The organism is Pseudomonas sp. Z8(2022), from assembly GCF_025837155.1.
In the GTDB taxonomy this organism is placed as follows: domain Bacteria; phylum Pseudomonadota; class Gammaproteobacteria; order Pseudomonadales; family Pseudomonadaceae; genus Aquipseudomonas.
The window spans coordinates 3464425-3487845 of record NZ_CP107549.1 but is presented as its reverse complement, the minus strand read 5'-3'; the positions used below and the strand labels follow the sequence as shown (position 1 = coordinate 3487845).

The window sequence follows — 23421 nt, the reverse complement described above, 5'->3', positions numbered from 1 at the left end:
GCCCATGACGCGCGGGAATTTGCTATTCGGGGTGCGGAATCTTAACGTCGGGCGACTTCTGAAGATTTCTTCGAACCTCGGAGGAGGCGCAAGATGGCCCTGCAACTGGTGATTGGCGACAAGAACTATTCCTCCTGGTCTCTGCGTGCGGCGCTGGCGGTCGATCTGGCCGGTGCCGACTGTGAAGAACTGCAGGTACGTCTGTATCAGCCGGACAGCCGCACACAGCTGTTGCGCTATTCCCCCACCGGCAAGGTGCCGGTGCTGCTGACCGAGCAGGGGCCGGTGTGGGATTCGCTGGCGATCGCCGAGTATCTGGCCGAGTGCTACCCGGAGGCGCAGCTGTGGCCGCAGGATCGTCACGCCCGCGCGCTGGCGCGCAGTGTCTGTGCGGAAATGCACAGCGGCTTCAGCGCGCTGCGCAACCATCTGCCCATGGATCTGGCGCGCGACGAGGCGCTGGCTGCGATGCCTGACGAGGCGCAGGCCGATATCGACCGTATCTGCGCAATCTGGGCCGACTGCCGCGAGCGTTACGCCGGCACCGGCAATTACCTGTTCGGCCAGGCCGGCATCGCTGATGCCTTCTACGCGCCGGTCGCCGCGCGCCTGCGCAGTTACCATGTGGCATTGCCGACGGCGGCTGCGGCCTATGTCGAAACCATCTATCGCTGGCCGGCGTTTCAGCGCTGGTATCAGGCGGCATTACAGGAGGTGAAGGGTTGAAGCGTATTCATGTCGCGGCAGCGGTGATCCGGGGTGTCGATGGACGCATCCTGATCGCCAGACGGCCCGAGGACAAACACCAGGGCGGCCTGTGGGAATTCCCCGGTGGCAAGGTGGAGGAGGGTGAAGCTGTACGCGCCGCCCTGGATCGTGAGCTGGAGGAGGAGCTGGGCATTCGGCCGCAGGCAGCGCGCCCGCTGATCCAGATCCGCCACGACTACCCGGACAAGCAGGTGCTGCTGGACGTCTGGGAAGTCTCGTCCTTCACCGGCGAGCCGCATGGTGCGGAAGGCCAACCGCTGGCCTGGGCCAGCGAGCGGCAACTGCTTGAATACCAGTTTCCCGCGGCCAACAACCCCATAGTCGCCGCTGCGCGTCTGCCTGATCGCTACCTGATCACTCCGGATGGTCTGCAGCCGGGCGAGCTGCTGGCTGGGATCCGCAGTGCCCTGGCGCAAGGGGGGCGGCTGATTCAGCTGCGTGCGCCGAACATGTTCGACCCGCAGTACCGTGATCTGGCGGTCGATGTGCAGGGCCTGTGCGCCGGCAAGGCGCAGCTGATGCTCAAGGGGCCGCTGGAATGGCTGGGCGATTTCCCCGCAGCCGGTTGGCATCTGACCTCCGAACAACTGCGCAAGTATGCCGCGGGCGGTCGCCCTTTCCCCAGGGATCGCTGGCTGGCAGCGTCCTGCCATGGGGCCGAGGAGTTGGCGCTGGCAGCGCAGATGGGCGTGGACTTCGTCACTCTGTCGCCGGTGCAGGCGACCGCGACTCATCCCGAGGCGCGGCCGCTGGGCTGGGAGGCGGCCAGTGCAATGCTGAGCCATTTCAACCTGCCGGCCTATCTGCTCGGCGGTGTTGCTCCGAGCGATATCGAACGTGCCTGGCAGAGCGGTGCACAAGGTGTGGCGGGTATCCGCGCGTTCTGGCCGCAGTAGGCGCGGCCTAGGGTTTGTCGGCAGCCTGCCACAGCACTTCGGCGATGCCCTGACGCCTGGCGATCAGGCGAGCGGCGACGAACAGCAGGTCGGAGAGCCGGTTGAGGTAAGCCAGGCCCTCGGCGCGTAGCGGTTCCACGACATTGAGGTGCTGACAGCGACGCTCGGCGCTGCGCGCGAAGCTGCGGCAGACGTGGGCCTGGGCGATCAATCGCGAGCCGCCGGGCAGGATGAAGTTCTCCAGCGGCCCGACCTCTTCGTTCCAGCGGTCGATGGCGGTCTCGAGGCGTTCCACTTCAACCGGTTGCAGGGCTTGGTACTCGGGCATCGCCAGTTCGCCGCCGAGGTCGAACAGGCGATGTTGGCAAGGGCTCAGCACTTCGCCGATCTCCCTGAGTCCCGGGCAGGTGGCGGCAGCCTCCTGCAGGTCGGCGAGCAGCAGGCCGAGCTGGCTGTTGAGCGTATCCAGCTCGCCGATGGCTTCGATACGCGGATGGTCCTTGCCGACTCGGCGGCCATCGGCCAGGCCGGTTTCCCCCTTGTCGCCGGTGCGGGTGTAGATCTTCGAAAGGCGAAAGCCCATGGTTCAGAGTCCTGTGTTCTCGGGCAGAGAGGCCAGCGGCAGGCGCAGGGTGAAACAGGTGCCCTGACCCGGCGTGGAGTGCACCTCCATCTGCCCCTTGTGATTGTTGGTGACGATGAAATAGGAGACTGCCAGGCCGAGTCCGGTGCCCTGGCCGACTTCCTTGGTGGTGAAGAAGGGTTCGAAGATGCGTTTGCGCACCGCTTCGCTCATGCCCGTGCCGTTGTCTTCCACCTGCACCTCCGCCCAGTTTCCGGTTTGCCGGGTACGTAGGATGATGCGACCGGGCTCGGCACTTTCTTCGCGCTGGTGGATGGCCTGTGCAGCGTTCTTCAGCAGGTTGAGCAACACCTGTTCCAGTTCGTTGGCGGTGCCGGCCACCGGCCCCAGCAGCGGGTCGAACTGGCGCACGATCTCCAGTTTCTTGAAGTCGAAGCTGTCGGCCAGGTCAAAGTCGTTGCCGGCGATCTCCAGTGCCTGGTCGATCAGTGCCGGCAGGTCGCAGGGCGCCAGTTGGCGGTCGCTGCGTCGGCTGAAACTGAGCATGTGGCTGACGATCTTGGACGCGCGCTGGCCGGCCTGCTGAATGCCGTCGAGCAGACGCGGTATCTCGCGTGCCTCCATGTAGTGCTGAATGGCTTCCAGGCTGACGCCCGCCTGTTCGGCCTGCTCGATGTTCCTTTCCAGATCCGGCGACAGACGCCGGCGAATGTTCTGCACGTTGTGCAGGATGGCGCCGAGCGGGTTGTTGATCTCGTGCGCCATGCCTGCGGCCAGGCCGCCGACCGACAGCATCTTTTCCGACTGCACCATCATTTCTTCGAGGGCCAGGCGCTGGGTGATGTCATCGATGCGGATCACCACGCCACGCCCGGCGCTGCCCATCAGCGGGTAGAAGGTCAGGGCGTAGTGGTGGGGCTCGTCATCCTTGTGCCAGGTCACGCGCTCGACCTTCTCCACCCTGTGGTGTTCGGCGGTGCGCTTGAGTTGCGGTAGGAACGGTTTGAGGGGGGGGAAGGCGAGGAAGACCGGCTGGTTCAGTGCCTCTTCCAGGCGCGTGCCGGACAGGGCACTGGCCTCCTGATTCCACTGCGTGACGTAGAGCTGCTCGTCGAGCGCGATCAGCGCTGAAGGCATGGAGTCGATGATGCTGTTGAGATAGTTCTGAAAGCCGGTGAGCTTCTTCTCGATCTTGCTGCGCACCTGTACTTCCAGCTCCAGCTTGCGGTTGGAGTGGCGGGTTTCCTCGGCCAGGCTCTGGGCCTGGTCGAACGCCTGCTGGGCATCATCACGTGCGCGCTTGAGCTGCTGCTCGCGTGCTTCCATGCGCATCAGCATGGTATTGAAGGCGTCGGCCAGACTGCCGATTTCATCCTGATTGCCACGATTGGCGCGCAGAGCATAGTTCTCTTCGCGGGTGACCTGGCGTGAGAGTTCTTCCAGGCGGCGGATGGGCCTGGTCACCAGGCGCCTGATCTGTTTGGCCACCAGCAGCCAGAGCAGCACGCTGAAGGCCAGAATGACCAGGCTGGCGGTCAGGGTGCCGGTATAGAAGACGCTGGGCAGCTCGCTGGAGGCGACCAGCAGAAGGGCGCCAGGGCGGCCGCTGGGGTGGGGCAGGTCGACCAGCAGGTTGGTGCGAAAGGCGGTTTCACGCCAGTTCTCCAGCTGGCTCAGTTGCTGTGGCAGCTGCAGTTTTTCACCGCGCTGCAGTTGTGCCAGGCTGTTGCCGTTGCTGTCGTAGATAACCGCCGCACGCAGCGGTGCGTAATCGTCCAGGCGCTTGAGGACGGTTTCGGCCGAGGCCGACGAGTGCAGAGCCTCCTTGCTCAGCGTCGGACTGGCGATAAGCCGGCCGAGGGTGTGCAGGGCCTGAGGCGCCATGCTCTCCTGGGTGATCCAGTAGGCCGCGATGATGAACGCCAGGTTGGCCACCAGCATCACCGCGGCGAGCAACACCAGCAGCGCGGCGAGCAGTTTGCGGCCAACCGGCAGGTTTTCGAGGCGCTGACGCAGTCTCATGAAGTTATCGCTGTGGCGAATGGAAACGGCAGGTTAGCGCGCCGGGGCGGTCATTGCCACGGCCGGGGCCGCTAGTTCACGGGCAGGCCGCGCGCTTGCAGATGCCCGAGCAGGCGTTGTTGCAGATGAAGCAGATGCGGCAGATGCAGTTGATGACGCTGCGCGGCGGCGCAGGCGTAGCCCAGCAGATAGCTGATCTCGGTGCGGCGGCCCAGGGCTACGTCCTGATGCATGGACGAGTAATTCGCCGCGGTGGCGTGAATCACCCGCTGCACCTCCTCGTGCAGATTGTTCGCTGCAGCCGGTTGGCCACAGCGTTGCAGCAGCTCGCCGAGCTCCTCGCACAGGGTGGCGACCTCGGCCGGATGTTCGGCCAGTCCGCCGTTGCGGCAGTCGTGCAATACGGTGAGCGGGTTGATCGCACAATTCAGCGCCAGCTTGCGCCACAGGCGTGTGAGGATGTCCGGAGTCCACTGATGAGGGATGCCGGCGCGCTGCAGCTCGTCCAGCCAGGTGGGCGGCCGGGGATCGCTCGGGTCGCCCAGCCAGTTTTGGCCATTGCCGGCGAACACCACCTGGAATTCGGCAGGGCGGAAGGCGCCTTCGGTGCTGGAGACGAGCAGGCAGCGCTGTCCGGGAAGTGCCTGGGCGACTTCATCCTGGCTGCCCAGGCCATTTTGCAACAGCAGCAGTTCGACGCCCGGGGCCAGGCGCCCGGCGATGCCTGCCACCGCGTCTTGCGCGTCATAGGCCTTGCAGGCGAGCAGCAGGCGATGAATCGGTGTGCTCGCCTGTGGCAGCTCGGCCGCAACGGCGTACTGCCGGGCCTGGCCTGCTTCGATCAGCGTCAGGCCGCCGGCCTGGCGATAGGCCGCGAGGCGTTGCGGGTTGCGCAGGATCAGCCTGACCGGCAGACCGGCGCGGGCCAGACGAGTGGCCCACAGGCAGCCGAGGCTGCCGGCGCCGAGGATGTGCCAGGTCACTGCAGGGGCAGACGCATGGCGGCGACCCGGCCGCTGGCGTAGGACTCTGCCAGCAGCTTCTGTGCGTGCTGGATCAGTTGTTCGGGATCGATGGGCAGCGCCTTGGCGTCCAGCCCGACCAGGCTGATGCCGGCCTTCAGCGTGATGAAGCCCTCGCTGGTCTTGAAGGCCTTGAGATTCAGGCCTTCGTGCAGGCGCTTGAAGCTGCTCGGCGAGCACTCGTGCAGGTCTTCGAGCAGGGTGATCAGACCGAAGTGGTTGTCATCCAGGCGGGTCAGCACGTCCAGCGGGCGCACCAGTTGTTGCAGCCTGCGCGCGGCGCTGTGCAGCAGTTCGTTGAAGAAGCGATTGCCATACTGGTTGCGCAGTTGACTCGCATCCTGCAGGCCGATCAGCAGGTAGCAGACGGCGCCGCCGCGCGATTCGATCTGACGCAGGCTGTCGGCGAGCTTCTGCCGCAGGTAGCGCGGGTTGCCCAGGCCGGTGAGCGGGTCGACCAGGTTGCGCCGCTCCAGGCTGGCGATGTTCTGCGTCAGCATGCGGTTCTCCTGCAGCAGGCGCTGCAGGGTGTTGCACAGGCGGTCGGCAGCGTAGACGCGCGGCACCAGCTGTTCGTTCATCGCCGCCTTGCTGATGAAGTCATCGACACCACGGTCGAAGGCTTCGCCCAGAACGTTTTCGCCTTCCTTGCCGGTGAGCAGGATGATGTAGGTGTAGTGATCGGCCGTCTCGTCCAGCTGCCGCACCCGTGCGGTCAGCTCCAGGCCGTCGATCTCGGGCATCAGCCAGTCGGCCAGCAGCACGCTGGCCGGGCGTTGCTCCAGCAACTGCAGCGCTTCGCTGGCGCTGGTGGCGAAGCGTACGTCCTGGTAGCCGGCCTGGCTCAGTGCTCGACCGATCATGGCGCTGGAAAACTTGGCGTCGTCCACCACCAGGATGCTGAGATAGGGGTTGGGCATGGTGCAGGCTCGCAGGCAGAGAGGAAGGACGCCAAACGGCGGGTATCAGTCTGGTTATAATGAGCCCGTCATAGTTATCGTCAAGTCACGCGCGCTCACTCCGTGAAGAGGATCGCGCCGTCCATCAGGGAGCCCACTCATGCCTTCGTTCGACGTCGTGTCCGAACTGGACAAACACGAACTGACCAACGCGGTCGACAACGCCATTAAGGAGCTCGATCGCCGTTTCGATCTGCGTGGCAAGTGCAGTATCGAGAGCAAGGACAAGGCGCTGACCTTGACCGCCGAAGCCGAGTTCATGCTCGAGCAGATGCTCGACATCGTGCGCAGCAGTCTGGTCAAGCGCAAGATCGACTGCCAGTGCATGGAGACCAAGGAACCCTATGCTTCGGGCAAGGTGATGAAGCAGGAAGTCACCTTCCGCGAGGGTATCGACAAGGAGCTGGCGAAGAAGATCGTCGCCCACATCAAGGACGCCAAGCTCAAGGTGCAGGCCGCCATTCAGGGCGAGCAGGTGCGCGTCACCGGCAAGAAGCGCGATGACCTGCAGGAAGCCATCGCCCTGCTGCGCGGTCACGAGTTCGGCATGCCACTGCAGTACAACAACTTCCGCGATTGAACCTCTGCGGCGCTGAGGCGTCGCAGCCCTGGTTGATAGCATTCTGACCGCCATGGCATGCCATGGCGGTTTCGTTTCGTGTACGGGAAAACGGGAGCACCCTATGGAGATGAATGTCGACGAACTGGTCAAGCTGTCCGAGGCCTGGCTACCCGTGTTGCTGGAGTACAGCGGCAAGCTGATCCTTGCGCTGATCACCCTGCTGATTGGCTGGTGGCTGATCAGCAGGCTTACCGCCAGCGTTGGGCGCGTTCTCGAGGTGCGCAAGGTCGACCGCGCGCTGAGCAGCTTCATCTGCAGCCTGATCAGCATCGTGCTGCGGATTCTGCTGCTGATCAGCGTCGCCTCGATGATCGGCGTGGAAACCACCTCCTTCATCGCCATGATCGGTGCCGCAGGTCTGGCCATCGGCCTGGCGTTGCAGGGCAGCCTGGCCAATTTCGCCGGCGGCGTGCTGATCATGCTGTTTCGCCCGTTCCGGGCCGGCGACTGGATCGAGGCGCAGGGTGTGTCCGGCAGCGTCGACAGTATCCAGATCTTTCACACCACGCTGAAGACCGGCGACAACAAGGTGGTGATCGTGCCCAACGGCGCGCTCTCCAATGGTCATATCACCAATTACTCGCGTGAACCGCGCCGTCGCGCCGATATCAACATCGGCATCGACTATTCCAGCGACATCAAGCGGGCGCGTGAGGTGTTGCTGGATATCGCCAGGGACCCGCGAGTGCATGTCGAGCCCGCGCCGGTGGTCTTCGTCACCGGCCTGGGCGACAGTGCGGTGAATCTGTCGCTGCGCGTGTGGGTGGCGACCGGCGACTTCTGGCCGGTGACCTTCGCCTTCACCGAACTGGCCAAGGAGCGCCTGACCGAAGCCGGTATAGGCATTCCGTTCCCGCAGCGGGTAGTGCATCTGGCCAAGGCCGAGTAAAACTCGACGCAATGAAAAAGCCCCGGGGAGCCGGGGCTTTTTTCTGTCTGGCGATCAGGTCTTATCGACTGCAGGTGGCGGCGTCTCGGGCAGCGGCTGGCGCTTGTCGCGGCGCCACTGGACGACGATCAGCAATAGCGTCGGGATGCCCATCAGCGCTGTGGCGAGGAAGAAATGGGCATAGCCGAGGTGCTCCACCATCACCCCGGAATAGCCGCCGATCAGGCGTGGCAGCAGCAGCATGATGGAGCTGAGCAGGGCGTACTGGGTGGCGGAGAACTTGAGGTTGGTCAGGCTCGACAGGTAGGCGACGAACGCCGAGGTGGCCAGGCCGGCGCTGAAGTTGTCGCAGCTGATGGTGACGATCAGCATGTTCAGGTGCGGGCCCATACCCACCAGCAGCATGAACAGCAGGTTGGTCGCCGCCGATGCCGCCGCGCCGATCAGCAGGATCGGCATGATGCCGAAACGCACGATCAACAGGCCGCCGACACCTGCGCCGAGCAGGGTCATGATCAGGCCGAAGACCTTGCTGACGCTGGCGATCTGCTCCTTGGTGAAGCCCTGGTCGATGTAGAACACGTTGGCCATCACGCCCATCACCGTATCGGACAGGCGATAGGTGGCGATCAGGCTCAGCAGAAGCAGTGCCTGCCAGCGATATCGCACGATGAAGTCGTTGATCGGGGTGAGCACTGGCGCCATGCCGCCCCAGAACAGGCTGGATATCGACAGACTGGTGAGCAGGGTATAGAGCAGCGCGCGCAGGAAGGCGCGGTCGTGGAGCAGCAGTTCCTGCAGGCTGATCTGGCCCCGGAACAGCAGCGCCAGATCACTATCGTAGAACTGGGTGACCATGGCCGGAATGGAGATCAGCAGGATGATCAGCAGCAGCACGGAAAGCAGCTGGTGGAAGAACCCGTACTTCGCTGCGGCGGTTTTCAGTACCGGGGCCAGCCCGCCCCAGAACAGTCCCGAGGCGCACACGCAGGCCAGGGTGCTGTAGAGCATGGCACGGAGAAAGGCGCGGTCGTTGTAGAGCAGTTCCTGCATGCTGACCTCGCCGAGCAGCATGGGCACCAGGTCGCTCTGGTAGAACTGAATGAACAGGGTCGGTACAGCGATGATCAGCACGATCACCGCACTGATCGCCAGCAGCTGATGGAAGAAGCCGTGTTTCGGCGGCGTGACATGAATATGAGGCGGGGGCGGCGGTTCGCGCATCCAGATGGAGGTGAGCAGGCCCGGCAGCATGAGCAGCGCGAACACCAGATAGGTGCCGGTCCAGGCACTGAACTGGTAGTTCTGGGAGGTCGAGCCGAAACCTTCGGCGAAGTACAGTGCGCCAGCGGTGGCCAGCAGTGCGGCGACGCGGTAGCCGGTCATGTAGGCGGCGGCCAGCGCGGCCTGGTGTTCGTCGCCGAGGATCTCCAGGCGGTAGGCGTCCACGGCGATGTCCTGGGTGGCCGAGGCGAAGGCCACCAGTACGGCGAGGGCGATCAGCATGGACAGATGCGTCTGCGGGTCGTAATTGGCCATGCCGATCAGACCGATGGCGACCAGACCCTGCGACAGCACCAGCCAGGAACGGCGCCGGCCGAGTTTGCCCAGAAGTGGCAGGCGCCATTGGTCGAGCATCGGTGCCCACACCCACTTGAAGGCATAGGCCAGACCGATGAGGCTGGCGAAGCCGATGGTCTCACGCGCCACGCCGGCTTCGCGCAGCCATACCGAAAGGGTCGAGAACACCAGCATATAGGGCAGGCCGGCGGCGAAACCCAGAAGCAGAAGAGCCAGTGTGGCGGGGTTGGCATAGGTGGCGAGGGCTTCTCGCCAGGATTTGCGTGGCATCAGGCTCGAATCTGGGCTGGGGTGGTTCGTAGGGCGCACTCTAACTGCTGTGCTCCATCGGGCGCCAGCCGTGACGACGCATATCCACGCGTTCGTTCAGGATGCTGATGCCCTCTGCACGCAGGCGCGCCCGCTGTTCTGCACCGGAGGGGCTGCCGGCTGCCAGGCTGAGACGTCCGCCAGCGGCGATCACCCGATGCCAGGGCAGGGTGGTTCCATCGGGCAGCTGGCTCAGCGTGCGGCCGACCCAGCGCGCGGCGCGGCCCAGACCCGCCAGCTGGGCCAGCTCCCCGTAGCTGACGACCTTGCCTTGCGGTACCTGCGCCAGTACCAGGTACAGCGCTTCGCGGCGCGCCCCCGCGCTGGCCGGTGGTGATGCCGGCCATGCAGGCTCTGGCGGTTTCTTGGCCATCGGATTCGTCCTTAATCATGCGCGTACTATCGCCCTGTTCCTTTTTGCCCTGGCTGCTCGCTCTGGGTCAGATTCCGTCTGCTGGAAAGCTCGATGTCAGGTACGCCGGTCAGGTGCTGATCGCCTGCAAGGATATCGATACCCTCGGTTCGGACAAGCCCCTGCCGGTGCCGCGTAGCGGTTTCGACAACGAACGCAGCGAAAGGTTGGCTGCGGGCATTGCAGCAGGGGATGCCACCCGGCGGCTGCCGTCCGGCGGAAAGCGCTGAACTCTGCGTATCGGGCCCGGTCAGCTGTTGCTCTGGCGCCGGGGTTGCGGATAATGCCCGGCTTTCGCCCACCAACGCCGTTGCCCAACTTATGTCGCGCTCCATATCGCTGTCCCTGTTAGGTCTGAGCATCGCTTTGTGCAGCTCCGCCGCTTTCGCCGATACCGTCTGGTTGAAGAACGGTGATCGCCTTACCGGCACCATCCGCTTCTTCGACGGCAGCAAGCTGCTGCTGGAAACCGATTACGGCGGTTCCATCCCGCTGGATTGGAAGAAGGTCGCCACGCTGGAGAGCGAGCATGAACTGCTGGTCAAGCTCGGGCCGGTGAACGGCGAGCGCGCCAAATCGCTGCTCGCTGCCGAGCCCGGCAAGGTGACATTGGCCAATGGTGAGGCGCCGAAGACCATCGATCTGGCGCAGATCGAACAGATCATGAAGCCCAAGCCTCTGGTGGAGGATTTCACCTGGAAGGGCAATATCGACATCGGCCTGGACTACAAGCGCGGTGAGCGCGACTCCGACGACTACGATGTCGGTATCAAGACCCAGGCGCGTCATGGTCTGTGGCGGCACAACGCACTTGCCGACTACAACCGTGAACTGAAGAACGACGTGGTCAGTACCGACAACTGGAGTGCCGAATACGCGCTGGACCGCTTCCTCACCGAGAAATGGTTCTGGCAGGGCCGCTTCGAGTACAAGCGTGATCGCATCGAGGAAGTCGAGCGTCAGCGCACCCTGGGTACCGGTCCGGGTTACCAGTTCTGGGACGATGAACTGGGTGCGTTCTCCGTTGCCACCCTGGCCAACCGCAGTGACTACCGCTACAGCAATGGCGAGCAGGACCGCTTCTATGCCCTGAGCGTGAAGTGGGACTACAACCGCTACCTGATCGGCAAGACCGTCGAGCTGTTCAGCGTCGGCGAAGTTGGCCGCCCGCTGAGCGGCGCTGCCGAGTACAGCCTGGATGCCGAGGTGGGTCTGCGCTACAAGGTGACCGACTGGGCCTCGCTGAACATGAAGGCCGAGAAGGATATCGTCAGTGGCGCCGAGGGCGACCTGGATGAAACCCGTTACACGCTGGGCTTTGGCGTCGGCTGGTAGGTATTGGCGCTGTTGCCAATGAAAAAGCCCGCGATTATCGCGGGCTTTTTGTTGGGTGAGGTATCAGGCTTCTTCCACGTCCCGCTTGCGCCAGCCGGCGCCGCCTGGCAGCGCCAGGTTGAGCAGCAGGGCGCTGATCGCGCACAGGGAGATGCCCGATAGGGCGAATTCCTTGCCGCCAATGACCATGCCGCCGATGCCGAATACCAGAGTCACCGAAACGATGATCAGGTTGCGCGCTTCGGACAGGTCGACCTGATGACGAATCAGGGTGTTGAGGCCAACCACGGCGATGGAACCGAACAGCAGGCAGAGGATGCCGCCCATTACCGGTACCGGGATGCTCTGCAGGGCTACGCCGAACTTGCCGATGAAGGCCAGGGCGATGGCGAAAACCGCAGCCCAGGTCATGATCTTCGGGTTGTAGCTCTTGGTCAGCATCACCGCGCCGGTGACTTCGGCGTAGGTGGTATTGGGCGGACCACCAAACAGGCCGGCTGCCGACGTGGCGAGGCCATCGCCAAGCAGGGTGCGGTGCAGGCCTGGCTGCTTGACGAAGTTCTTGCCGGTGACATTACCGATGGCGACCACGCCGCCGATGTGCTCGATGGCCGGTGCCAGCGCCACGGGCACCATGTACAGGATGGCGCCCCAGTGCAGTTCCGGTGCGATGAAGTTGGGCATGGCGATCCAGGCCGCCTGGCTCACGGCACTGGTGTCGATCACGCCAAGCACGGCGGCAATGGCGCAACCGACCGCGATACCGGCGAGGATCGGCACCAGGCGGAAGATACCGCGGCCCAGTACGGCCACCAGCAGGGTGGTGATCAGCGCCGGCATCGAAATCATCATCGCGGTGTTGTAGGGCACCAGCTCGACGCTGCCGTCACCGGCCTTGCCCATGGCCATGTTCACCGCAACCGGCGACAGCGCCAGGCCGATGGAAATGATCACTGGCGCGATCACCACCGGTGGCAGCAGACGGTCGATGAAGTTGGGGCCGCGCAGTTTGACCAGTACCGAGAGCAGGATGTAGACCGCGCCGGCAGCGATGACCCCGCCCATGACCGCAGGCAGGCCGAACTCGCCCTTGGCAGCCAGGATCGGCGCAATGAAGGCGAAGCTGGAGGCCAGGAATACCGGTACCTGGCGCTTGGTCACCAGCTGGAACAGCAGGGTGCCGATACCGGCGGTGAACAGCGCGACGTTGGGGTCCATGCCGGTGATCAGCGGCATCAGCACCAGGGCGCCGAAGGCCACGAACAGCATCTGCGCGCCGGATATGCCCTGGCGCCACAGCGGGTCGTTGAATTCCGTCTGAGACATGTCAGGCGTCCTTCTGCTTGGTGCCGAAGATCTTGTCGCCAGCATCGCCCAGGCCCGGAATGATGTAGCCATTTTCGTTCAGGCACTGGTCGATGGAGGCGGTGAAGATGGTCACGTCCGGGTGGGCCTGTTCGACAGCCTTGATACCTTCGGGTGCAGCGACCAGGACCATGGCGCGAATGTCCTTGCAGCCTGCCTTCTTCAGCAGGTCGATGGTAGCGACCATCGAGCCACCGGTGGCCAGCATCGGGTCGATGATCAGGGCCAGGCGCGAGTCGATTTCAGGTGCGAGCTTTTCCAGATAGGTGTGGGCTTCGAGGGTTTCCTCGTTGCGCGCCACGCCCACGGCGCTGACCTTGGCGCCAGGGATCAGGCTGAGCACGCCGTCGAGCATGCCGATGCCGGCACGCAGAATGGGTACCACGGTGATCTTCTTGCCGGCGATCTTCTCCACCTGCACGGTGCCCGCCCAGCCTTCGATCTCGTAGGCTTCCAGCGGCAGGTCGTTGGTGGCTTCATAAGTCAGCAGGGCACCCACTTCCTGAGCCAGCTCGCGGAAATTCTTGGTGCTGATATCGGCGCGGCGCATCAGGCCGATCTTGTGACGGATCAGCGGATGGCGGATCTCGCGGGTGGGCATGGGCTGGGATCTCCAACGGGCTCTGGGAAAAATTGCGTTAGATTAAAGCATTGCTCATGCCAAGTGGTGGGTGACTGATTGGTCATCATGATCTGCGCCGCTTATCGTCTACGCTGGTCAGTCGATACTTGGCAAGCGCTGCACGGGTCTGTACCTTTGCCCGCTTTTATTTGACGGGTCGATCAGCTTTCAGGCTGTTCGCCGCCACTTATCAGCCGATCAACGATCAAGAGAGAGTCCATCATGTCCGCCGATCTCGTGCACATTCGCCAAGTCATGGCGGAAGCTGACTGCCTGTACACCGAAGCCGAGGTGGAAGCGGCCATCGACAAGGTTGCCAGTCGGATCAACGCCGAGCTGGCCGAGCGCAATCCGGTGGTCTTCTGCGTGATGAACGGCGGTCTGATCTTTTCCGGAAAGCTGCTGACCAAGCTGAATTTCCCGCTGGAGGCGTCCTATCTGCACGCCACCCGTTATCGCAACGAAACCAGCGGTGGCGAACTGTTCTGGAAGGCCAAGCCGGAAGTCTCCTTTATCGACCGCGACGTGCTGATCGTCGATGACATCCTCGATGAAGGGCACACCTTGGGTGCGATCATCGATTTCTGTCGTCATGCCGGTGCGCGTGCCGTGCACACCGCCGTGCTGATCGACAAGGAACACGACCGCAAGGCGCGGCCCGACCTGAAAGCCGATTACGTCGGGCTGCAGTGCATCGACCGTTACATCTTCGGCTACGGCATGGACTACAAGGGCTACTGGCGCAACGCCGCAGGCATCTTCGCCGTCAAGGGGCTGTAAGCCCCTTCATCTGACTGCACACAGGAGCCTCGGGCTTTGCCGGGGCAGGGGCGCCGCGCGCACCTGCTTGCCGGCCGCTACCCCCGAGTGTGCAAGGCGTGTCCCTACTCGGAGGGCGCCTCTTTCGTTGTTCCAGCCAGCCAGCGCAGCGCCTTCTCCCGCGCCTGGGGCAGGTCATGTACATAGGCCAGTTGACCGGGCTGGCGATGGATGCCGGCACGGCGCAGTTGCAGTCGCACCTGAGCGCTGGGGCCGCAGAGAATCAGGGCCACACCCTGCTTGTGGTAGTCGCGCAGGACGTTGTCCAGTGCCGCGATGGCGGTCATGTCCAGCAGCGGCACGGCGCTGATGTCGACGATCACCACCTTCACCTCCGGACTGAAACGGCGCAGCACGCTCAGAGCCTTCTCTGCGGCGCCGAAGAACAGCGGCCCGCGAATCACGTAGACCATCACCTGCTGCGGCAAGTCCTGCAGGGCCTGGCGCTGGCGCCGGCTCGGCGCTGCCGTGTCGGTCAGCTCGCTCATGCGCTTGATGAACAGGCCGGCGGCCAGCAGCAGGCCGACGCCCACGGCCAGGACCATGTCGAACAGCACGGTCAGTACCAGGCACGTCAGCAGCACCAGCACATCACCGCGCGGCGCGATGCGCAGGGTGTGCGCGACGTGGCGCGCCTCGCTCATGTTCCACGCCACCATCAGCAGCAGAGCGGCGAGGGCCGCCATCGGCAGGTAGCTGAACAGCGGCGCCAGTAACAGGATGGCGGCGAGCACCACGCCGGCATGAATGATCGCCGCCAGTGGTGAAAACGCGCCTGCGCGTACGTTGGCGGCGCTGCGAGCGATGGCGGCGGTGGCGGTAATGCCACCGAAGAAGGGCGCGGCCAGGTTACCCAGACCCTGGCCTACCAGCTCGGCGTTCGGGTCATGCTTGCTGGCAGTCATGCCGTCGGCCACCACGGCGCAGAGCAGGGACTCGATCGCGCCCAGCATGGCAATGGCGAAGGCGGGGGCGAGCAACTGACGAATCAGTTCGAACGACAGGTGAAGAGGTTGCCCGTCCGGACCGGGCAGTGTCCAGGGCAATGCCAGGGCCGGCAGGAAAGGGGGAATGCCTGGATGTTCGATGCCGTCGAGCGTGTAGCTGAAGCGTTCGCCCAGGGTCGCGACCGGCAGTCCGACATGCTCCAGGGCAAGGGCGAGGAGGGCGCCTACGGCCAGGGCCACCAGATGCGCGGGTATCCGCGGTACCAGGCGTGGCCACAGCAGCAGGGTGGCGAGGCTGCAGACGGCGACCAGGGTGTCGCCAGGTTGAAGGCTTGGCAGGGCCTCGGAGAGCAGCGCCACTTTGTCGAGAAAATGCTGGGGTGTAGCGGCCAGTTCCAGGCCGAGCAGGTCCTTGATCTGCAAGATGGCGATGACGATGCCGATGCCTGCGGTGAAGCCCAGCGTCACCGGGTAGGGCACGAACTCGATCAGTCGTCCGGCGCGCAACAGACCGAGGGTGATCAGAATCATCCCGGCCATCATGGTGCACAGCAGCAGGCCGCCGAGGCCGTACTGTTGGGTGATCGGTAGCAAGATCACCACGAAGGCCGCGGTGGGGCCGGATATGTTGAAGCGCGAGCCGCCGCACAAGGCGATCAGAGGCGCGGCGATCAGCACGGTGTAGAGACCGTGCTGCGGCGCCACGCCCACGGCGATGGCCAGCGCCATGGCTAGCGGAATGGCGATGATGCCGACCGTCAGTCCGGCACTCAGATCCCCGCGCAGGGCTTTCCAGGAGTAGCCCGCACGCAGGGTCTGGCGCCAGGCGGCGAACAGCGGTAACGATTGACGTGACATGCTGGCTCCCCTAATGGCTTGGCGCATTATAGGAGCCGGGCACCGTGCAGAGGCTTGACCTAGGTCTGCTGTCGTGTCGATTTTTCACGTGTTAGCCTGTCCGGCTGCGCGTTGAGCCGCACGCAGCACGGCGGTACACTGCCGGCCCTCTGTAATGCTGGCGGGAGCGGGCGATGCGTAAAGACAAGAAGCAGGTGATTGGCGAAGAAATCAGCGATGACTCGATCAAGCTGTTCCTTGCGGTGGAACCGGCGGATGCTACGCCGCCCTCGCTGCACAAGCTGATCAAGGCCTATCGCGGTCTGCGTATCGATGATTTCGAGCGTTTCGTAGGTTTCTTCGTCGCCGAAGGCTACGACCTCTGCGCCACCGATGCGCAGGGCAACGATTTCATCGCGCTGATTCAGGATCAGCGCAACGCCGAGCCTTATATCGAAGTGATCAAGGCTGCTCGCGGCTGATCGTCTCCGGCAGCAAAAATGCCCGCGCTCCCTTGGGAGGCGGGCATTTTTTGTGGCTTGCCCTTTCTATGAGTCAACTCGGGGCAATAAAAAACCGGCCCTGGGGCCGGTTTTTCAAGAACCTGTCGCGATTAGGCGGCAGCAGCTTCGCCCAGCGCCTTGATGTGCGCGTTCAGGCGGCTCTTGTGACGAGCGGCTTTGTTCTTGTGGATGATGCCTTTGTCAGCCATACGGTCGATGACCGGAACAGCTGCGGTGTAGGCGGTCTTGGCAAGCTCGAGATCCTTGGCAGCAATAGCCTTGACCACGTTCTTGATGTAGGTACGAACCATCGAGCGCAGGCTGGCGTTATGGCTACGGCGCTTCTCAGCCTGTTTGGCGCGTTTTTTGGCAGAAGGTGAGTTGGCCACCGTCAAGCTCCTCGAAAACTGGGGGGTTACGACAAATAAGGCCGCGAATCATGCCGATCCATCTGCCTGCTGTCAAGTCTGATGACGCTTTCCTGTGCTGGCCTGACCAGTGGAGGCTCGCTACACTCGTCGCCTTCGTTGGGCGGCGGATTGTCCGCTACTGCAACCCTTAATGGAAGCCGGAACACTCCATGAATCTGCTCAAATCCCTGGCCGCCGTCAGCTCCCTGACCATGGTGTCGCGCGTGCTGGGGTTCGTGCGCGACACCATCATCGCCCGCACCTTCGGTGCCGGAGTGGCTTCGGATGCCTTCGTGGTGGCGTTCAAATTGCCCAATCTGCTGCGCCGCATCTTCGCCGAAGGTGCCTTCTCCCAGGCCTTCGTACCGATTCTGGCGGAGTACAAGATGCAGCAGGGCGAGGAGGCCACCCGAACCTTCATTGCCTACGTCTGCGGCTTGCTGACTCTGGTGCTGGCGCTGGTTACGGCCAGCGGCGTGCTCGCCGCGCCCTGGATCGTCTGGGCCACGGCGCCGGGCTTCGCCGATGAGGCCGAGCGCTTCGAACTGACCGTCGATCTGTTGCGGGTGACCTTCCCTTATATATTGCTGATCTCCCTGTCATCGCTGGCTGGGGCCATTCTCAATACCTGGAACCGGTTCTCGGTGCCGGCGTTCGTGCCGACCCTGCTCAACGTCAGCATGATCGTCTTCGCCTTGTTCCTGACGCCCTATTTCGATCCGCCGATCATGGCGCTGGGCTGGGCGGTGCTGGTCGGCGGCCTGGCGCAGCTGCTCTGGCAGCTGCCGCACCTGAAGAAGATCGGCATGCTGGTGCTGCCACGCCTGAATTTCGGTGACCTCGGCGTCTGGCGCGTGCTCAAGCAGATGGGGCCGGCGATCTTCGGTGTGTCGGTGAGCCAGATTTCGCTGATCATCAACACCATCTTCGCCTCCTTCCTGGTGGCGGGTTCGGTGTCCTGGATGTATTACGCCGACCGCCTGATGGAGCTGCCCTCGGGCGTGCTGGGCGTGGCACTGGGCACCATCCTGCTGCCGGCGCTTTCCAAGACCTACGCCAGCAAGAACCGCGACGAGTACCGGCACCTGCTCGACTGGGGGTTGCGCCTGTGCTTTCTGCTGGTGCTGCCTTGCACCCTGGCGCTGGCGATCCTCGCCGAGCCGCTGGTGGTCTCGCTGTTTCAGTACGGCAAGTTCACCGCCAATGATTCGCTGATGACTCAGCAGGCGTTGGTGGCTTACGCGGTCGGTCTGCTGGCGCTGATTCTGGTGAAGATCCTCGCGCCGGGTTTCTACGCCCGGCAGAACATCAAGACGCCGGTGCGTATCGCCGTGATCAGCCTGCTGGCGACTCAGGCAATGAACGCGCTGTTCGTTTTCGGTCTGGGCATGGCGCATGTCGGCCTGGCGCTGGCGATCAGCCTGGCGGCCTGTCTGAATGCCGGCCTGCTGTACTGGCAACTGCGCCGCGCCGATATCTTCCAGCCGATGCCGGGCTGGGGAATGTTCCTGTTCAAGCTGATTATCGCAGTGGCGGTGATGGTCGCCGTGTTGCTCGGGCTGCTGCAGATCATGCCGGGCTGGGCGCAAGGGGATATGCTCGTGCGCCTGTTGCGTCTCGGCGCTCTGGTGGCTGCCGGGCTGGTCGCCTACTTCGGCATGCTGCTGATACTGGGTTTCCGTCCACGTGATTTTGCCCGGCGGGCCTTGTAGCGGTTCAGGTGTCGCCATGCCTGTTGTGCATGGCGTGCTGTGCGTATAATCGGCCACTTTGTGAACAAGAAGCGTGCTATGCAGCTGGTTCGAGGTCTTCATAACCTGCAGCCCCAGGCGCGGGGTTGTGTGGTCACCATCGGTAATTTCGACGGTGTTCACCGCGGGCACCAGGCTATCCTGGCGCGTCTGCGCGAGCGCGCGGTGGAATTGGCTGTGCCCAGTTGCGTGGTGATCTTCGAGCCGCAACCGCGTGAATTCTTCGCCCCCGGCACGGCGCCGGCGCGCCTGACGCGCCTGCGTGACAAGCTCGCGCTGCTGGCTGCCGAAGGCGTCGACATGGTGCTGTGTCTGGCTTTCAACCGCCGCCTGCGCGAGCTGTCTGCCGCCGAGTTCGTCCAGCGCGTGCTGGTCGACGGGCTTGGCGTGAAGGACCTGGAGATCGGCGACGACTTCCGCTTCGGCTGCGACCGGGCCGGTGATTTCGAATTTCTCAAGGCTGCCGGCCAGCGCCACGGGTTCAGCGTCGATGCCTCGACCACCGTGGAGGTGCTGGGTGGCCGGGTCAGCAGTACCCGGGTACGCCAGGCGCTGGCCGACGGCGATTTCGAACTGGCCGAAGCCTTGCTCGGCCGGCCGTTTCGTATCGCCGGGCGGGTATTGCACGGACAGAAGCTGGGCCGCCAGCTCGACGCGCCGACCGCCAACATCCAGCTCAAGCGGCGCAAGGTACCGCTGACCGGCGTCTATCTGGTGAGCTGCGAGATCGATGGCGTGATTCAACCGGGCGTCGCCAATATCGGCGTGCGCCCCAGTGTTGCCGGTGACGGCAGCGCCCATCTGGAAGTGCACCTTCTGGATTTTGCCGGTGATCTGTATGGCCGGCGTCTCTCGGTGGCTTTCCACCACAAGCTGCGCGCTGAGCAGCGTTTCGCCTCGCTGGAGGCCTTGAAGGCGGCGATTGCCGCTGATATCGCCGCTGCCCGTGAATACTGGCAGAGCCACCCGCTGATGAAGAGCCCGAAATGACCGACTACAAAGCTACGCTGAACCTGCCCGATACCCAGTTCCCGATGAAGGCCGGCCTGCCGCAACGCGAGCCGCAGACCCTGCAGCGCTGGAACGAGATTGGTCTGTATAGCAAGCTGCGCAAGCTTGGCGAAGGTCGGCCGAAGTTCGTCCTGCACGACGGCCCGCCCTATGCCAACGGCAGCATCCACATCGGTCATGCGCTGAACAAGATTCTCAAGGACATCATCACCCGCTCCAAGACCATGGCCGGCTTCGACGCGCCGTACGTGCCGGGCTGGGACTGCCATGGCCTGCCGATCGAGCACAAGGTGGAAACCACCTTCGGCAAGAACCAGCCGGCCGACCTGACCCGCGAGCGCTGCCGTGCCTACGCCGCCGAGCAGGTGGAAGAGCAGAAGGCCGGTTTCGTCCGTCTTGGTGTGCTGGGTGATTGGGACAACCCGTACCTGACCATGAACTTCGCCAATGAAGCCGGCGAGATCCGCGCCCTGGCGGAAATGGTCAAGAACGGTTTCGTGTTCAAGGGCCTCAAGCCGGTCAACTTCTGCTTCGATTGCGGTTCGGCACTGGCCGAGGCCGAAGTCGAATACATGGACAAGAAGTCCGAAGCCATCGACGTCGCCTTTCCGGCCGAGGACGCAGGCAAATTGGCCGCCGCCTTCGGTCTGGCCAGCCTGAGCAAGCCGGCTGCCATCGTCATCTGGACCACCACCCCCTGGACCATTCCGGCCAACCAGGCGCTGAACGTGCACCCGGAATTCACCTATGCCCTGGTAGACGTCGGTGACCGCCTGCTGCTGCTGGCCGAGGAAATGGTCGAAAGCTGCCTGCAGCGCTACGACCTGCAAGGCGAGGTGGTCGCCACCGCGCCAGGTGCAGCGCTGGACCTGATCAATTTCCGCCATCCGCTGTACGAGCGTCTGTCGCCGGTGTACCTGGCCGACTACGTAGAGCTGGGCGCCGGTACCGGTATCGTTCACTCCGCGCCGGCCTATGGTGAGGACGACTTCCGTACCTGCAAGGCGTACGGCATGAGCAACGACGACATCCTCAATCCGGTGCAGAGCAACGGTGTGTATGTCGACTCGCTGCCGTTCTTCGGCGGCCAGTTCATCTGGAAAGCCAATCCGGCCATCGTCACCAAGCTCGAAGAAGTGGGCGCGCTGCTCAAGCATGCCACCATCAGCCACAGCTACATGCACTGCTGGCGCCACAAGACGCCGCTGATCTACCGCGCCACCGCGCAGTGGTTCGTCGGCATGGACAGCCAGCCGAAGGAGGGCGGCACCCTGCGCGAGCGCTCCCTGGCTGCCATCGAGCAGACCAGATTCGTCCCGGCCTGGGGCCAGGCGCGCCTGCACAGCATGATCGCCGGGCGCCCCGACTGGTGCATCTCGCGTCAGCGTAACTGGGGCGTGCCGATCCCGTTCTTTACCCACAAGCAGACCGGTGAGCTGCACCCGCGCACCGTCGAGCTGATGGAGGAGGTTGCCAAGCGCGTCGAGCAGGAAGGCATCGAAGCCTGGTTCAAGCTCGATGCAGCCGAGCTGCTGGGCGCCGAGGCCGACCAGTACGACAAGAGCCGCGACACCCTGGACGTGTGGTTCGACTCCGGCACCACGCACTGGCACGTGCTGCGCGGCTCTCACGCCGAGCTGGCACATGCCGATGGCCCGGCCGCCGACCTCTATCTGGAGGGTTCCGACCAGCACCGCGGCTGGTTCCATTCTTCCCTGCTGACCGGTTGTGCCATCGATGGCCACGCACCGTACAAGGAACTGCTGACTCACGGCTTCACCGTCGACGAGCAGGGCCGCAAGCAGTCCAAGTCCCTCGGCAACGTGGTCGCGCCGCAGAAGGTCATCGACAGCATGGGCGCCGACATCCTGCGTCTGTGGGTAGCCTCGACCGACTATTCCGGCGAGATGGCCGTCTCCGACCAGATCCTGCAGCGCAGCGCCGATGCCTACCGGCGTATCCGCAACACCGCACGCTTCATGCTGGCCAACCTCAATGGTTTCGACCCGGCCAAGGACCTGCTGCAGCCCGAGCAGATGCTCGATCTGGACCGCTGGGCGCTGGACGCCACTGCACGTCTGCAGGAAGAAATCATCGAAGCCTACGCCGACTACCGTTTCTGGAACGTCTACTCCAAGGTGCACAACTTCTGCGTGCAGGAGCTGGGCGGCTTCTATCTGGACATCATCAAGGACCGTCAGTACACCACCGCCGCCGACAGCGTGGCGCGTCGCTCCTGCCAGAGCGCGCTGTTTCACATCAGCGAAGCACTGGTGCGCTGGATCGCTCCAATCCTGGTGTTCACCGCCGAGGAAATCTGGCAGTTCCTGCCGGGCCAGCGCAACGAGTCGGTGATGCTCAACACCTGGTACACGGGCCTGGAACGCCTGCCGGAAGGCTTCGAGCTGGATCGTGCCTACTGGGATCGCGTCATGCAGGTCAAGGCTGCGGTCAACAAGGAGCTGGAGAACCTGCGTTCGGCCAAGGCCATCGGTGCCAGCCTGCAGGCCGAAGTCACCCTGTTCTGCGACGAGGCCAAGCAGGCCGACCTGGCCAAGCTCGGTGACGAGCTGCGCTTTGCCCTGATCACCTCGGCGGCGCAGATCGCACCGCTGGCCGACGCGCCTGCCGATGCGGTGGTGACCGAAGTTGAAGGCCTGAAGCTGAAGATCCTCAAATCCTCCCACGCCAAGTGCGGCCGCTGCTGGCACTTCCGCGCGGATGTCGGCAGCCATGCCGCCCACCCGGAGCTGTGCGATCGTTGCGTGAGCAACATCGAGGGCGAGGGAGAGGTGCGCAAGCATGCCTGAGACCTCGCGTTTCGGACATCTGCCCTGGCTGCTGCTGAGCGCGCTGATCCTGATCGTCGATCGGGTGACCAAGGACATCTTCGAGAGCGGCCTGAGCATGTATCAGCGCATCGAAGTCATTCCGGGTTACTTCGACTGGACCCTGGCCTACAACACCGGTGCTGCGTTCAGCTTCCTGGCCGATGCAGACGGCTGGCAGCGCTGGTTCTTCGCGGCCATCGCCATTGTCGTCAGCGTCGTGCTGGTGGTCTGGCTCAAGCGTCTCAAGCGCCACGAAACGCTGCTGGCCGTGGCCCTGGCCATGGTCCTCGGTGGTGCGCTGGGCAATCTTTATGACCGCGTGGTGCTCGGCCACGTGGTCGACTTCATTCTGGTGCACTGGCAGAGCCGCTGGTTCTTCCCGGCTTTCAACCTGGCCGACACCTTCATCACCATCGGTGCCATTCTGCTGGCACTGGATATGTTCAAGAGCGACAAGTCCGCGAAGGAGGCTGCGCAATGACAGACGTACGCATCGGTCCGGACAGGGAAGTGACCCTGCACTTCGCCCTCAAGCTGGAAAACGGCGATGTGGTCGACAGCACGTTCGACAAGCAACCGGCCACCTTCAAGGTCGGCGACGGCAACCTGCTGCCTGGTTTCGAACAGGCGCTTTACGGCTTCAAGGCCGGCGACAAACGCAGCGTGCAGGTACAGCCGGAGCAGGGTTTCGGCCAGCCGAACCCGCAGAACGTGCAGATCATGTCGCGCAGCCAGTTCGAGGGCATGGAGCTTTCCGAAGGGCTGCTGGTGATCTTCAACGACGCTGCCAATGCCGAGCTGCCGGGCGTGGTCAAGGCATTCGATGACAAGCAGGTCACCATCGACTTCAACCACCCGCTGGCCGGCAAGACGCTGCAGTTCGACGTGGAAATCATCGGGGTCAAGGCGCTCTAAATAGTAGTGCCG

22 protein-coding genes and 1 pseudogene are annotated in these 23421 nt (G+C 63.7%); 13 read left to right on the top strand and 10 right to left on the bottom strand.

The features are described from left to right. The first annotated feature begins 93 nt into the window (after positions 1-93). The gene (locus OEG79_RS16705) at positions 94-726 is read left to right on the top strand and encodes a glutathione S-transferase family protein (protein WP_264146074.1); all 633 of its coding nucleotides are present in this window, start codon (positions 94-96) and stop codon (positions 724-726) included. After that, positions 723-1664, top strand: a complete 942-nt coding sequence (locus OEG79_RS16700) for a Nudix family hydrolase (protein WP_264146073.1) — start codon at positions 723-725, stop codon at positions 1662-1664. Before OEG79_RS16705 ends, OEG79_RS16700 begins: the two co-directional genes overlap by 4 nt. 7 nt (positions 1665-1671) lie before the next feature. Here OEG79_RS16700 and OEG79_RS16695 read toward each other — a convergent pair whose 3' ends face one another. The 4 genes and pseudogenes from OEG79_RS16695 to OEG79_RS16680 form a co-directional block, all read right to left on the bottom strand. Continuing rightward, positions 1672-2247 carry a cob(I)yrinic acid a,c-diamide adenosyltransferase gene (locus tag OEG79_RS16695; protein ID WP_264146072.1) on the bottom strand — a complete coding sequence of 192 codons (576 nt, stop codon included), beginning with the start codon at positions 2245-2247 and terminating at the stop codon, positions 1672-1674. 3 nt (positions 2248-2250) lie between these two features. Continuing rightward, complete coding sequence (locus OEG79_RS16690) at positions 2251-4269, bottom strand: ATP-binding protein (RefSeq protein WP_264146071.1); 2019 nt, start codon at positions 4267-4269, stop codon at positions 2251-2253. A 71-nt stretch (positions 4270-4340) separates the two neighbouring features. Continuing rightward, the gene (locus OEG79_RS16685) at positions 4341-5252 is read right to left on the bottom strand and encodes a putative 2-dehydropantoate 2-reductase (RefSeq protein ID WP_264146070.1); all 912 of its coding nucleotides are present in this window, start codon (positions 5250-5252) and stop codon (positions 4341-4343) included. After that, positions 5249-6214: pseudogene (locus OEG79_RS16680) on the bottom strand (response regulator); the annotation flags it as partial. The gene OEG79_RS16685 and the pseudogene OEG79_RS16680, both read right to left, overlap by 4 nt. A 136-nt stretch (positions 6215-6350) precedes the next feature. Between OEG79_RS16680 and OEG79_RS16675 the strand changes: the two are divergent. Beyond that, entirely contained in the window at positions 6351-6830 is a 480-nt protein-coding gene (locus OEG79_RS16675; RefSeq protein WP_013714167.1) for a YajQ family cyclic di-GMP-binding protein, read from the top strand. Positions 6831-6933: 103 nt separating this feature from the next. Next, positions 6934-7761, top strand: a complete 828-nt coding sequence (locus OEG79_RS16670; RefSeq protein WP_264146068.1) for a mechanosensitive ion channel family protein — start codon at positions 6934-6936, stop codon at positions 7759-7761. A gap of 54 nt (positions 7762-7815) precedes the next feature. On the opposite strand, the gene OEG79_RS16665 is transcribed toward OEG79_RS16670, so the two are convergent. Continuing rightward, positions 7816-9612 carry an AmpG family muropeptide MFS transporter gene (locus tag OEG79_RS16665; RefSeq protein ID WP_264146067.1) on the bottom strand — a complete coding sequence of 599 codons (1797 nt, stop codon included), beginning with the start codon at positions 9610-9612 and terminating at the stop codon, positions 7816-7818. A gap of 40 nt (positions 9613-9652) precedes the next feature. Beyond that, on the bottom strand, positions 9653-10024 hold the full coding sequence (locus OEG79_RS16660) for an MGMT family protein (RefSeq protein WP_264146066.1): 372 nt from the start codon (positions 10022-10024) through the stop codon (positions 9653-9655). Positions 10025-10041: 17 nt separating this feature from the next. Between OEG79_RS16660 and OEG79_RS16655 the strand changes: the two genes are divergently transcribed. Together OEG79_RS16655 and OEG79_RS16650 are read left to right on the top strand one after the other, a co-directional pair. Next, entirely contained in the window at positions 10042-10293 is a 252-nt protein-coding gene (locus OEG79_RS16655) for a hypothetical protein (protein WP_264148766.1), read from the top strand. Between the two features lie 91 nt (positions 10294-10384). Next, the gene (locus OEG79_RS16650; protein WP_264146065.1) at positions 10385-11398 is read left to right on the top strand and encodes a DUF481 domain-containing protein; all 1014 of its coding nucleotides are present in this window, start codon (positions 10385-10387) and stop codon (positions 11396-11398) included. Positions 11399-11461: 63 nt separating this feature from the next. Here OEG79_RS16650 and OEG79_RS16645 read toward each other — a convergent pair whose 3' ends face one another. Together OEG79_RS16645 and upp are read right to left on the bottom strand one after the other, a co-directional pair. After that, entirely contained in the window at positions 11462-12724 is a 1263-nt protein-coding gene (locus tag OEG79_RS16645) for a uracil-xanthine permease family protein (protein WP_264146064.1), read from the bottom strand. Between the two features lies 1 nt (position 12725). Next, complete coding sequence (gene upp / locus OEG79_RS16640) at positions 12726-13364, bottom strand: uracil phosphoribosyltransferase (protein WP_264146063.1); 639 nt, start codon at positions 13362-13364, stop codon at positions 12726-12728. A gap of 243 nt (positions 13365-13607) precedes the next feature. Here upp and OEG79_RS16635 point away from each other — a divergent pair, with 243 nt between their 5' ends. After that, positions 13608-14165, top strand: coding sequence for a hypoxanthine-guanine phosphoribosyltransferase (locus OEG79_RS16635; protein WP_264146062.1), 558 nt, complete (start codon positions 13608-13610; stop codon positions 14163-14165). A gap of 104 nt (positions 14166-14269) precedes the next feature. On the opposite strand, the gene dauA is transcribed toward OEG79_RS16635, so the two are convergent. Continuing rightward, positions 14270-16009 (bottom strand): C4-dicarboxylic acid transporter DauA, encoded by a 1740-nt coding sequence (gene dauA / locus OEG79_RS16630; RefSeq protein WP_264146061.1) that lies wholly within the window; start codon positions 16007-16009, stop codon positions 14270-14272. A 173-nt stretch (positions 16010-16182) separates the two neighbouring features. Between dauA and OEG79_RS16625 the strand changes: the two genes are divergently transcribed. Next, complete coding sequence (locus OEG79_RS16625; protein ID WP_264146060.1) at positions 16183-16470, top strand: PA4642 family protein; 288 nt, start codon at positions 16183-16185, stop codon at positions 16468-16470. Positions 16471-16601: 131 nt separating this feature from the next. Here OEG79_RS16625 and rpsT read toward each other — a convergent pair whose 3' ends face one another. Beyond that, entirely contained in the window at positions 16602-16880 is a 279-nt protein-coding gene (gene rpsT, locus OEG79_RS16620) for a 30S ribosomal protein S20 (RefSeq protein ID WP_003243036.1), read from the bottom strand. A 191-nt stretch (positions 16881-17071) separates the two neighbouring features. Here rpsT and murJ point away from each other — a divergent pair, with 191 nt between their 5' ends. The 5 genes from murJ (at position 17072) to OEG79_RS16595 (ending at position 23409) form a co-directional block, all read left to right on the top strand. Beyond that, positions 17072-18613 carry a murein biosynthesis integral membrane protein MurJ gene (gene murJ / locus OEG79_RS16615; protein ID WP_264146059.1) on the top strand — a complete coding sequence of 514 codons (1542 nt, stop codon included), beginning with the start codon at positions 17072-17074 and terminating at the stop codon, positions 18611-18613. A 78-nt stretch (positions 18614-18691) separates the two neighbouring features. Next, the gene (gene ribF, locus OEG79_RS16610; RefSeq protein WP_264146058.1) at positions 18692-19642 is read left to right on the top strand and encodes a bifunctional riboflavin kinase/FAD synthetase; all 951 of its coding nucleotides are present in this window, start codon (positions 18692-18694) and stop codon (positions 19640-19642) included. Continuing rightward, a complete protein-coding gene (gene ileS, locus OEG79_RS16605) occupies positions 19639-22473 on the top strand; it encodes an isoleucine--tRNA ligase (protein ID WP_264146057.1) in 2835 nt (944 codons plus the stop codon). Before ribF ends, ileS begins: the two co-directional genes overlap by 4 nt. After that, positions 22466-22975, top strand: coding sequence for a signal peptidase II (gene lspA / locus OEG79_RS16600; RefSeq protein WP_264146056.1), 510 nt, complete (start codon positions 22466-22468; stop codon positions 22973-22975). Before ileS ends, lspA begins: the two co-directional genes overlap by 8 nt. Beyond that, positions 22972-23409, top strand: a complete 438-nt coding sequence (locus OEG79_RS16595; RefSeq protein ID WP_264146055.1) for an FKBP-type peptidyl-prolyl cis-trans isomerase — start codon at positions 22972-22974, stop codon at positions 23407-23409. Before lspA ends, OEG79_RS16595 begins: the two co-directional genes overlap by 4 nt. Positions 23410-23421: the final 12 nt, after the last annotated feature.